This window comes from Lacihabitans soyangensis (assembly GCF_024343775.1).
GTDB lineage: Bacteria > Bacteroidota > Bacteroidia > Cytophagales > Spirosomataceae > Leadbetterella > Leadbetterella soyangensis.
In genome coordinates this window covers 46,730-57,226 of sequence record NZ_RJUF01000198.1, presented here as the reverse complement: position 1 = coordinate 57,226, position 10,497 = coordinate 46,730, and the positions used below count along the sequence as shown (strand labels likewise).

At 39.7% G+C, this 10,497-nt stretch carries 8 protein-coding genes; 7 read left to right on the top strand and 1 reads right to left on the bottom strand.

Translation table 11 applies throughout. The features are described 5' to 3' along the window. The first annotated feature begins 73 nt into the window (after positions 1-73). The 7 genes from rhaT (at position 74) to EGI31_RS25120 (ending at position 7,523) form a co-directional block, all read left to right on the top strand. Entirely contained in the window at positions 74-1,126 is a 1,053-nt protein-coding gene (rhaT, locus tag EGI31_RS25150) for an L-rhamnose/proton symporter RhaT (RefSeq protein WP_255039966.1), read from the top strand. Between the two features lie 223 nt (positions 1,127-1,349). Continuing rightward, the gene (locus EGI31_RS25145) at positions 1,350-2,642 is read left to right on the top strand and encodes a sialidase family protein (RefSeq protein WP_255039965.1); all 1,293 of its coding nucleotides are present in this window, start codon (positions 1,350-1,352) and stop codon (positions 2,640-2,642) included. A 98-nt stretch (positions 2,643-2,740) separates the two neighbouring features. Continuing rightward, on the top strand, positions 2,741-3,313 hold the full coding sequence (locus tag EGI31_RS25140; RefSeq protein WP_255039964.1) for a YceI family protein: 573 nt from the start codon (positions 2,741-2,743) through the stop codon (positions 3,311-3,313). A 105-nt stretch (positions 3,314-3,418) separates the two neighbouring features. Continuing rightward, on the top strand, positions 3,419-3,925 hold the full coding sequence (locus EGI31_RS25135) for a heme-binding domain-containing protein (RefSeq protein ID WP_255039963.1): 507 nt from the start codon (positions 3,419-3,421) through the stop codon (positions 3,923-3,925). 206 nt (positions 3,926-4,131) lie between these two features. Beyond that, complete coding sequence (locus EGI31_RS25130) at positions 4,132-4,992, top strand: dienelactone hydrolase family protein (protein ID WP_255039962.1); 861 nt, start codon at positions 4,132-4,134, stop codon at positions 4,990-4,992. 259 nt (positions 4,993-5,251) lie between these two features. Further along, positions 5,252-5,782: a gluconate 2-dehydrogenase subunit 3 family protein gene (locus EGI31_RS25125; protein ID WP_255039961.1), complete on the top strand. Its 531-nt coding sequence runs from the start codon at positions 5,252-5,254 to the stop codon at positions 5,780-5,782. Positions 5,783-5,810: 28 nt separating this feature from the next. Beyond that, on the top strand, positions 5,811-7,523 hold the full coding sequence (locus EGI31_RS25120) for a GMC oxidoreductase (protein ID WP_255039960.1): 1,713 nt from the start codon (positions 5,811-5,813) through the stop codon (positions 7,521-7,523). A gap of 76 nt (positions 7,524-7,599) precedes the next feature. Here the strand turns inward: EGI31_RS25120 and EGI31_RS25115 are convergent, their stop codons facing one another. Beyond that, the gene (locus tag EGI31_RS25115) at positions 7,600-10,191 is read right to left on the bottom strand and encodes a carbohydrate-binding domain-containing protein (protein ID WP_255039959.1); all 2,592 of its coding nucleotides are present in this window, start codon (positions 10,189-10,191) and stop codon (positions 7,600-7,602) included. Between the last annotated feature and the right edge of the window lie 306 nt (positions 10,192-10,497).

The following is a 10,497-nucleotide window of genomic DNA, read 5'->3' as shown; positions in this document are numbered from 1 at the left end:
GGTGAGTAAAGGAGAGTGAATTTCAAAAAGTCGTTTATATTTGTAAATTCATAAAAAACAACCCTAAAATACAATGGAATCGATACTAGGAATCATTTTTCACTCCATAGGAGGCTTTTCTTCAGGCAGTTTTTACATGCCATTCAAAAAGGTCAAAGGCTGGGCTTGGGAGAGTTATTGGATAGTGGGAGGATTATTTTCTTGGTTAATCGTTCCGCCGATAGCAGCCTATTTAACCATACCAAATTTTGGAGAAATAATTTCTGGCACGGGGTCTTCCGTCTTGAATTTTACTTTTTTGATGGGTTTGTTGTGGGGAATTGGTGGTCTTACTTATGGCCTTGGTGTAAGATATTTAGGAATGTCGCTTGGGAATTCAGTGGTTCTGGGTTTTTGCTCGGCCTTCGGTGCATTGGTTCCTGCTATTTATTATGATTTTAACCCAATCGATGGTAAAACCACCTTTACTGATATGCTTCACAGTAGCGGTGGTCAAGTGGTATTGACGGGGGTTTTGGTTTGTATTATTGGCATTGCAGTTTTGGGAAGAGCGGGGCTTTTGAAAGAAAAAAGTCTTACGCAAGAACAAAAAGTGGCTAGTGTGAAAGAGTTTAGTTTGGTAAAGGGCCTCATCATCGCCATTATTTCGGGTATTCTGAGTTCCTTTTTTAACTTTGGTATTGAGTCAGGAAAACCTATGGCCGACGCCGCTGTTGCTTCTGGCAACAACCCGCTTTTTCAGAATAATGTCACTTATATTATTGTTATGTGGGGCGGTCTTACTACCAATTTTATATGGTGTATGTATCTTAATTTCAAGAACAAAACCTTTGGTGATTATACCAATGCTAAAACTCCAATAGCCAGCAACGTTCTTTTCTCAGGAATTGCCGGAACCATGTGGTTTTTGCAGTTTTTCTTTTACGGCATGGGCGAAAGTAAACTTGGAAATGGTGCCAGTTCGTGGATACTTCACATGGCTACGATTATACTCACAGCCAATCTTTGGGGACTTTGGTTAAAAGAATGGAAGGGCGTTTCAGCAAATGCTTTCCGAACTTTCGTAGCTGGCATAGCCATCATAATGTTGTCAATCTTCTTGGTTGGTATTGGGAATTCGATGTAAGTATCTAAAATATTATTCAAAAACCTTAAATGACCATTCAGAATTGTGTGGTCATTTTTGTTTGGGTTGATTCCTTTCCCAAAAGTTTTAATTTATATTTTATTCCGACCCATCTGTCGAATATTTCTCCTGCTTCATATATTTGATTATCTTATCTTTTTTGAGGTTGCTATATTTGTTTTCAGATGATAAGAATTGCTTTAATCTAAAAAAAATATTTGATATGATACGATTGATTTTCACTTTTCCTCTGGTTTTCCTAGGCCTTTTGGTTGCAATGATGTCTACTAATACCGAAAAAGTTCCGGAGATGACTTTATGTGCTTATGTGCCTCATAATGAATCCAGTGTGAAAACTATTGAAGGGGATTTTTCTTCAGTAAAAGCAACAGAAATTCCTTTTGAAAACGATCCAAATAAAGCTTACAGCATGCCATTATTGGCCAAAACTTCTTCGGGAGACGTAATGCTTTCTTGGACTGAGAAAGACGAACAAGGACTTGTCTCTTTTTGTGTGGCATTTTCAAAGGACCAAGGAAAGACATTTTCGGACAAAAAAGTTATTTTCTCGGGAAATGGTATCGGCAATAGCCGCATGATGAGAGCCAAAGTTTTAAGCAAGAAAAACGGAACTTTGGTGGCCGTATTTTCAAACAGGGGTGAAAGTGCTCCAAATGCTTCAGGTCGCGGAGGCCGTTGGTCTAATATTGTTTTTTGTGAATCCACAGATGGTGGAAATACCTGGACAAAACCAGCGAACGTAGATTCCGACCCTAAACAAGGAATAGTAAGAGGTTTTTTTGATGCCATAGTAATGAGAAATGATGAAATAGCCGTGGCTTACCTAAAAGATGTTGCCAACAGCACCAAGCACGAGGAAAGAGACCTCCGATTGGTAACCTCCAAAGACGGCATTTTTCAGCCAGAGCGATTGATTGATCCCGTAGTTTGCGATTGTTGTCCAATTAACTTTTTGATAGATTCGGAAGGTAATTTGAATGTCTTTTACAGGGATAACAATAACAATATCAGAGACATAGCTCGTGTGGTCTCCAAAGACAACGGCAATACATTCTCTAAACCTGAGATTGTTTTTAACGATAAATGGGAAATTAACGGTTGCCCCCACAGTGGTGCGGTCTCTACCATCAACGGCAAAGGAGGCTTGGTTTCTTGGTTTTCGGGTACCGATAACGAAATGGGCATCAGAGTCGCAACTACTGAAGGTAAAAAGCTTTTTGTATTGGACGATGCATCAGCCAAAAACCAATATTTGGTAAAAACACCTTCGGCTTCAGTACTTTTTTGGGAGCAAAACAAAGACGAAAATAACCCGTCTCAAATCGCTTTCAGGAAAATCGCCGATAACAAAGCATCAGAAATGACATGGGTAGAAGGCTCCGCAAACTCAACCAACGTGGTGGGCTTGAATGTTGGAAATACAGTAATAATTGCCAACGAAATTATACAATCTAACAAAAAGAATAAGCTAAAAATAAGCACAGTAAGTATTTGATATTTTGTGTAAAATTAAGAAATCACTTTGTGATCCTTCGTGCCTCCTTAGTGTACCTTTGTGTAATAGTCTCGTATAGTATAATTAAACCTAAAACAATGAAAAAAACAGTCTTATCATTCGCTTTTTTGCTAGTTTCTACCTTTACTTTTGCCCAATGGAGCATTGACAAAGGCCATACCAAATTTACTTTTATAGCCGAGCATCACGGTTTGTCCGAGGTGGATGGTTATTTCAAGAAGTTTGATGGAAAAATTACCGCTGCCAAAGACGATTTGTCCGATGCAGTTTTTGAGATTTCGATAGAGTCTGCGAGCATCAACACCGACTTAGAAATGCGTGATAATCACCTCAAAAGTGAGGATATGTTTAATGTCGAGAAGTTTCCTGCCATAACTTTTAAAAGCACCAAACTGACCAAGGTTTCTGGCAATAAATATAAAATGGCTGGAAATATTACCATCAAAGGTATCACTAAACCTATCACTTTGGATGTTACTATGAATGGACCAATGGCTCATCCAAATCCCAACAATAAAATACCACAATTGGGTATTAAAGCCACAGGGACAATTAAAAGAAGCGAGTTCGGCATTGGAGGAAAACTGGAAAACGTGATGGTGGGTGACGAAATCGCTATCAGAGCAACAGGTGAGTTTCAGAAAAAATAAGAAATTGCGATTGCGGATGATGATAATCTTATTTATGTTTTGTAAATTATGATTTCAATTATCCGAAACGCAAATTTTTATAGATCACCTAATATAAATAGTACAATGCTTAAAAAAATCTTTATTGGCCTCGCAGTCGTGTTGATTGCCATCCAGTTTGTAAAACCAGAAAAAAACCTTTCCGACGACAATACTTACGCCATCACTACCAAATATGATATGCCAGAGGATGTCAAAAAGACGTTTGAAGTAGCTTGTAACGATTGCCACTCCAACAAGACTGTCTACCCGTGGTATTCTAATATTCAGCCCATTGCATGGTTTTTAGATCATCATGTGGTAGATGGAAAGAAACATTTCAATATCTCTACTTTTACAAAATTACCTGTAGCCGTTCAAAACCATAAGTTAGAAGAGACTATAGAAATGGTCAAAGAAAAAGAGATGCCTTTGGAGTCATATACCTATTTTGGACTACACAAGGAGGCGAACCTTACCGATGCTCAAAGAGAAGCAATAGTAAGCTGGGCCAGTGCCCAAATGGATTCATTGAAGGCACATTACCCTGCTGATAGCCTGAAAATGAAGCCAAGACCAAAACCAGCGAAATAGAGAACATTCACCTACCAAAAAAGCCGTCGAAACATATTGACGGTTTTTTTGTTAGAACAGTCTAAGGGCTATTCGAAGTTAACTTTCGGGTAAAAATGAGCAGAGCGAAAACTCCGTGAAACTCAAAAACATAATGTGAATAAAGAAAAATACTGTGAAACTCAGTGTCGAAACAAGCAATCTAAAATTAAAACCTTAACAAAACTATGTTTAAACTAAGCTTTATCCTTCCTATTTTTTTTTCGTTTGTTCTTTTTGTCCCAACTTTCAATGATTTGGACACAAAGGCCGAACCGATGACCATCTGCCACACTTTTCCTGGTGATGACATGCGTCAGTTTGCACTTGATCCAGAGTTTCAGGCTCTCCATTTCGCACCGGCTCCGCTTCAATATACTGGAGTAGGAACCAATGTAACCTTCAAAACTACGGATGGTACAGATGGCAAAGGTTATTTGGTAAAAGCCAAAAAGAAATCCAACAAGTGGCTTTTTGTTTACCAAGAATGGTGGGGATTAAATGACTATATCCGTCAAGAATCAGATAAGTTTTACAAAGATTTGGGTGAAAATGTAAACGTTTTGGCAGTAGATATGTATGATGGACAATCCACTTCTAATCCTCAAGAAGCGGGTAAATTGATGTCAGGTACAAAAGAGGATCGTTTGGTAGCTATCGTAAATGGAGCCACAACTTTTGCTGGTAAAAAAGCAAAAATAGCCAATGTTGGCTGGTGTTTTGGTGGTGCTTGGTCGCTTCGCTCTGCTATTTTGGGAGGTAAACAAACTGTAGGTTCGGTTATGTATTACGGTATGCCTGTTAGCGATGTAAATGAACTCAAAAAACTCAATTCTGACGTTCTAGGCCTTTTCGCCACTGAAACTAGAATCTCAAAAGAAGTAATTGAGAAATTTGCTGAAAACATGAAAATAGCCGGCAAAAAGCTGGATTACAAAATATTTGATGGCGTACACGGATTTGCCAATCCAAGCAATCCAAAACATGACCCAGCTCTTACCAAAGAAGCCTACGGTATGGCTTTGGGGTATTTGAAGGGTAAGTTTTAAGGAGAATTTTATTGATTAAAGCCACATTGAATTCAATTCTTTGTGGCTTTTTTATTTCGAAATTATCTGTTTTATTGCTTCTCAACAATTGACCAGTTATTACTTAGCTTCATGTAATTTCATACCTGTATTTGCTCTTTTAGTCCAATCCTCCATATTAGTAGATGAAAAAATACTTCTATGGTTATTTTTTGAAAAAATATAAAATATCTTTGTTGTGATTCTTGGGCTTATATAATTATCTTAAAATCTATCTAAAATGAACAGAAGAGAACTCATACAGAGGGTTACGTTTATGCTTGGGGGCGTTATGGCTGCACCTTTGATGGCCGGTGCCATGGGAGAGGTGCTAAATTCCGAACCAGGTTTGGTGGCCGACGATTTGCAGGAAAGACTATTGGCCGAGGTGGCTGACATTATTATCCCTGCTACTTCTACCCCCGGTGCCAAAGAGGCTGGAGCCCATAATTTTATCATCAGAGTGGTGCGTGATTGTTTCACCAAAGACGAACAAAAGAAGTTTTATGATGGGCTGGGAAAGCTGAACGACGACAGCAAATCAAAATTCGGAAAGGGATTTGTGGATTTGACACTTCCACAAAAAAACGAAATGATAGAAGACGCCACGGTGTACAACAAAGACTTTTTCAGAGAAATGAAAAACCTCACCATTACAGGCTATTTTACCTCTGAAATCGGTGCTACGCAGGCTTTGGCTTATGATCCGATTCCAGGCAGATTTGATGGCTGCACCACCTTGGAAAAAGGCCAAAAAGCTTGGGCTTTATAATTTCAACCCTCTAAAATCAATAATAAAAATGAATTTAAATATAGATGCAGTAAAAGCTCAAACTTTCGATGCCATAGTGATAGGCTCGGGAATATCTGGTGGTTGGGCCGCCAAAGAGCTTACCGAGAAAGGATTAAAAGTGCTGATGCTCGACAAGGGCAAGCAACTTGAACACGTAAGTGGCTATGAAAACGCTATGAAAAACCCTTGGGATACGATGTATAATGGTCGCTTGACTGTGGCTCAAAAAGAATCTCATCCGAAATTGGCGAGAGATTATCCTTACAACGAAAATACCGAAAAATATTGGATGAACGACTCGGATTCGATGTACCAAGAAGAGAAGCGTTTCGACTGGTTCAGACCTGATATCGTCGGTGGAAAATCAATTATGTGGGGTAGACAGTCGTACAGATTGAGCGACATTGACTTTGAAGCCAACCTAAAAGAAGGCATTGCAGTGGACTGGCCGATAAGATATAAAGATATAGCTCCTTGGTATTCTTATGTCGAGAAATTCGCGGGTATCTCAGGTGAAAAATTGGGCCTGCCTCAGTTGCCAGATTCTGATTTCTTACCAGCAATGGATATGTACTGTGTGGAAAAAGAGGTGAAGAAGAAAATCGCTGAGCATTTTCCTGGTAGAATAATGACTATTGGTCGTGTAGCTAACCTTTCCGAAGCTCAAAAAGCTCAAACGGGTGTAGGTCGTTCGGGTTGTCAATACCGCAACAAATGCTCATTGGGATGTCCTTATGGTGCGTATTTCAGCACGCAGTCGGCCACCTTGCCAGCTGCAATGAAAACAGGCAAATTGACCGTAAGACCCGATTCTGTCGTAAAAGAAATTATGTACGATGAAAATAAAAATCGTGCTACTGGGGTAAGAGTCATCGACACAAACACTTTGGAAGTAGTAGAGTTTTATGCCAAAATAGTTTTTGTAAATGGAAGTACATTAGGCTCAACATCGGTATTACTCAACTCAACCTCAAACAGATTTCCGAATGGAATGGGTAATGATTCAGGCGAATTGGGTCACAATTTGATGGATCACCACTTCAAAATTGGAGCGAGCGGTGAATGGGAAGGCGGAAAAGATAATTATTACTTTGGTAGAAGAGCCAACGGTATTTATGTGCCACGTTATAGAAATATTGGTAACGACAAACGCGATTACGTTCGTGGCTTCGGTTACCAAGGTGGAGGCTCAAGAGCTGGTTGGAATCAAGGCTCTGATGCAAAAGCCTTCGGTGCTGATATGAAAGAGGCTCTAACCAAGCCAGGTCCATGGAGAATGGGATTGAGCGGTTTCGGCGAATGTTTACCATACCATGAAAACCGCATGTATCTTCACAAAACCGAAAAAGACAAGTGGGGGTTGCCGATTGTGGTTTTTGATGCGGAATTCAAAGAAAACGAGGCCAAGATGCGTATAGACATGCAAAATGATGCCGCTGAAATGCTCGAAAAAGCAGGTATGAAAAATGTAAGATCATACGATAATAAATCTTATCCTGGCATGGCCATCCATGAAATGGGAACTGCCCGTATGGGCCGAGATCCTAAAACTTCGGTATTGAATGGCAACAATCAACTGCATTCAGTTCCTAACGTTTTTGTAACAGACGGTGCCGCAATGACCTCAGCTTCTTGCGTCAATCCATCTTTGACTTACATGGCATTAACTGCTCGTGCGGCCGATTTTGCAGTAAGGGAAATGAAGAAAAAGAATATTTGATTATACCCGATGAAATGTAAAAAAGACTCTTCAAGGTATCCTGAAGAGTCTTTTTTTTGATATAAAGAAATTATTTTTAAAAAGTTAGAGCATTCACCGCAGCTGAACTCGAAGTAGTTGGTGAGGACTTCAAAGTTGCTCCTGTGTTTGAATAGGACCCTCCTGTATACAAGCCCCATCCTGATGAATTTCCAACAAAACTTCCACCTGTGTAAGTACCACCATAATATATTTTGTAGGACGTATTTTTGGCCAAACTTGGACTTGAAAAATGAAAAATTGCGGCAGCACTTCTCGGTTTACAGGTTACCAAGTCTTTTCCAGAAGCATCTTCAATATGAATAAGTGAAGTAGCTGCCAAAGACGAAGTAGATTTAATAAACATACTCACCTGAGTAGAAGAGGTGCTCATTGATTTGGTCATGTTTGAGTTCGGCCCTGAGGAAATAATAGTTCCTCCGCTTATAATGAAGTTTCCGTTGATATCAATACCTTCGTTGCCACTAACTATGGTGGTTCCTCCCTTGATGAAGAAATTTCCATTAACATCAACTCCATCCGACCCTGTAACTATTAGTACACCACCACCTATTGTCAGGCTACTTCCATCGTTCGACTCTGTTCCACCTGAAACTGTGCCATAAGAGGTATTGATGCCATCATTAGAAGCCGTAAGGTTGGTCACTCCACCGTTTATGTTAATAAAAATAGACTCCATTCCTTCATAGGATTTTGTAACATTGATTGTACCGTTGTTAACAGTTACCGAGGTTCCAGATTTCAAACCGTCGTCAGTTGCAGATATATTTAGTTCGCCATTGTTCATCACAAATGCTCCATCGCTTTTAAAACCTTTGGCTTCGCTGGTTTGGGTGCTACTGTAGGTAAATTTAGCACCTGAGGCAGTAATGTTTGTCGCACCTCCTCCTAGGGTAGCTGTGCCGTCCACATTTATTCCTTTACCTCCTTGCCCAGTACAAGTGATGCTTACGTCACCACCGTTTATTTTTAGGTTTTTATCACAATTTATACCGGCTGGGGCGACTATATCAGCATCTGTGGTGTTGTAATAGGCCACACCCGAATTCGTGATTTTTACAGTGCCAGCATTCAGCGTGAAATCTCCACCGGTTTTTATGCCTTTTGCTCCTTTGCCAGAAACATTCAAATTAATAGCATCTATGGTAATGATGGTAGTGTAACTTTGGCTTTTCAGAGCATTTCCTTTTTCGCCCGAGGTGTTCACGGTTATTTTTCCACCTTTGATCAATACATATGGCGTAATACTAGCATCTGTGCCTTCATAAGGTGCAGATATGCCATCATCTACACTGTTAATATTAATAGTTCCGCCATTAATTGCTACGTATCCTTCTTCGGCCACAATGCCGTCACCTGATGATGTTAGGCTCAAGTTTCCATTGTCCATCAAAAAATAATCATTGGCATGAATTCCGTCTTTTATTGCAGATTTTATGATAATTTTTGCCTCGCTTATGGCTATATAATCATCTGCTACAATACCATGTTTGTTGTTTCCTGTAACATTTAGGGTTCCTGTTCCCATAAAATTCAACTGACCTTCACTAAAAAAAGTGCCTTTTTGATCTTCAGTACTGGTAGAATAGGTTACTCCGTCCACTAAGTTGTTGGTTGTTCCAGCCAAAACGTTAATAGTTCCTTTTTTTGTCGATTGGATATTGACAGCTGGTCCTATGGAGTTAGTGATATTAACACCTTTCATGGTGATATTGTAGCGGTATTCGCTATAAAGTTTAAAACTTCCTTTAGTGGCATTGCCTGATAATAAATAGACAATTTCTTTGGAAACATTGGTCGATTTTACAGTCACATCGGCTCCACTTAAAGTTATGGACACACCGTCGCTTTGGTAAGGATTACTTATGGCTGCACTTACTCCTGAGTAGTTTATTACCACAGTGTCTTTGGCAGGTGTAGCAGTTCCAGAAGCTGTTGCCGCTACAATCAGCGAAACTGTACAACTCTGTCCACCTAAACTTAAATTAAAAATTGCGTTTCCGGCTGAACTAGGTGTACCCGAAATATTGTAAACCAAGCTTCCGGCTCCGTTGCTTAATGTACCGGCTGCTACTGTGGCAGTCAGTCCTTCAACTCCAATTGATGATGCCGTTGACACATCATATACACCACCATTTCCACCTGTATAATTCATCGTTAAAGTACCCGTGTAGGCCGTTCCGCTGGTACCGTTTGCGGGAGTTGCTACGCAAACTAATGAAGAAATGCTGGATTTTGAAACGGCCACAGGCAAAGCCAAAGTGCAAGTTTGGCCGCCTAAAGCAATGGCAAAACTTGCAGTACCAGATGTAGTGGGTGTTCCTGTGATTATGAAATTAGCCGTGCCGCTTCCTTCTGCCAAGGTGCCTGCTTGTAAGGTTGCTGTAAGACCCAAAACCCCAGAAGAGGCCACAGCGTCGTCGGAAGTGTAATCACCACCATTTCCACCAGTGTAAGGAACACTCGCAGTGGCTGTGTATGACGCTCCACTAGTTGCAGGCACTGAAAATGTGGCATTTGAACAAGCAATTGAAGTAATTGTAGCTCCCTCGGGATCTATGGAAGCGTTTTCATTGCAAGAGAGAGTTCCTAACAGAGCTAAGCTTAAGAGTGTTTTAGAGAATTTCATTGGTAAATGCGTTATAAAAATTTTCTGGATGCCTGAAGTTGCCGTTTTTGACAACTCATGATTTTATTCTGATATCGTAAACTTTTAAATTTCGAGAACTTTAAAATCTATTACGCTTAATTTTTTGGAATCGTTATTCTTGATTTAGTTTTATGGCATAAAAAATAGAATTTGTTTAAGAAATTATCGGTATAGCACAATAATGTAGCCTTTAATTTCAATTTTATGGAGTAATTATTTTAGGCTTTTGTCGGTTTTGAATAAACAAAAGCATAAATTCGCAGTCATTCAACCAAAAAATATTTA

Coding starts and splice junctions, on each gene's coding strand:
- rhaT (WP_255039966.1), top strand. CDS start 74: ATGGAATCGATACTAGGAATCATTTTTCACTCCATAGGAGGCTTTTCT.
- EGI31_RS25145 (WP_255039965.1), top strand. CDS start 1,350: ATGATACGATTGATTTTCACTTTTCCTCTGGTTTTCCTAGGCCTTTTG.
- EGI31_RS25140 (WP_255039964.1), top strand. CDS start 2,741: ATGAAAAAAACAGTCTTATCATTCGCTTTTTTGCTAGTTTCTACCTTT.
- EGI31_RS25135 (WP_255039963.1), top strand. CDS start 3,419: ATGCTTAAAAAAATCTTTATTGGCCTCGCAGTCGTGTTGATTGCCATC.
- EGI31_RS25130 (WP_255039962.1), top strand. CDS start 4,132: ATGTTTAAACTAAGCTTTATCCTTCCTATTTTTTTTTCGTTTGTTCTT.
- EGI31_RS25125 (WP_255039961.1), top strand. CDS start 5,252: ATGAACAGAAGAGAACTCATACAGAGGGTTACGTTTATGCTTGGGGGC.
- EGI31_RS25120 (WP_255039960.1), top strand. CDS start 5,811: ATGAATTTAAATATAGATGCAGTAAAAGCTCAAACTTTCGATGCCATA.
- EGI31_RS25115 (WP_255039959.1), bottom strand. CDS start 10,191: ATGAAATTCTCTAAAACACTCTTAAGCTTAGCTCTGTTAGGAACTCTC.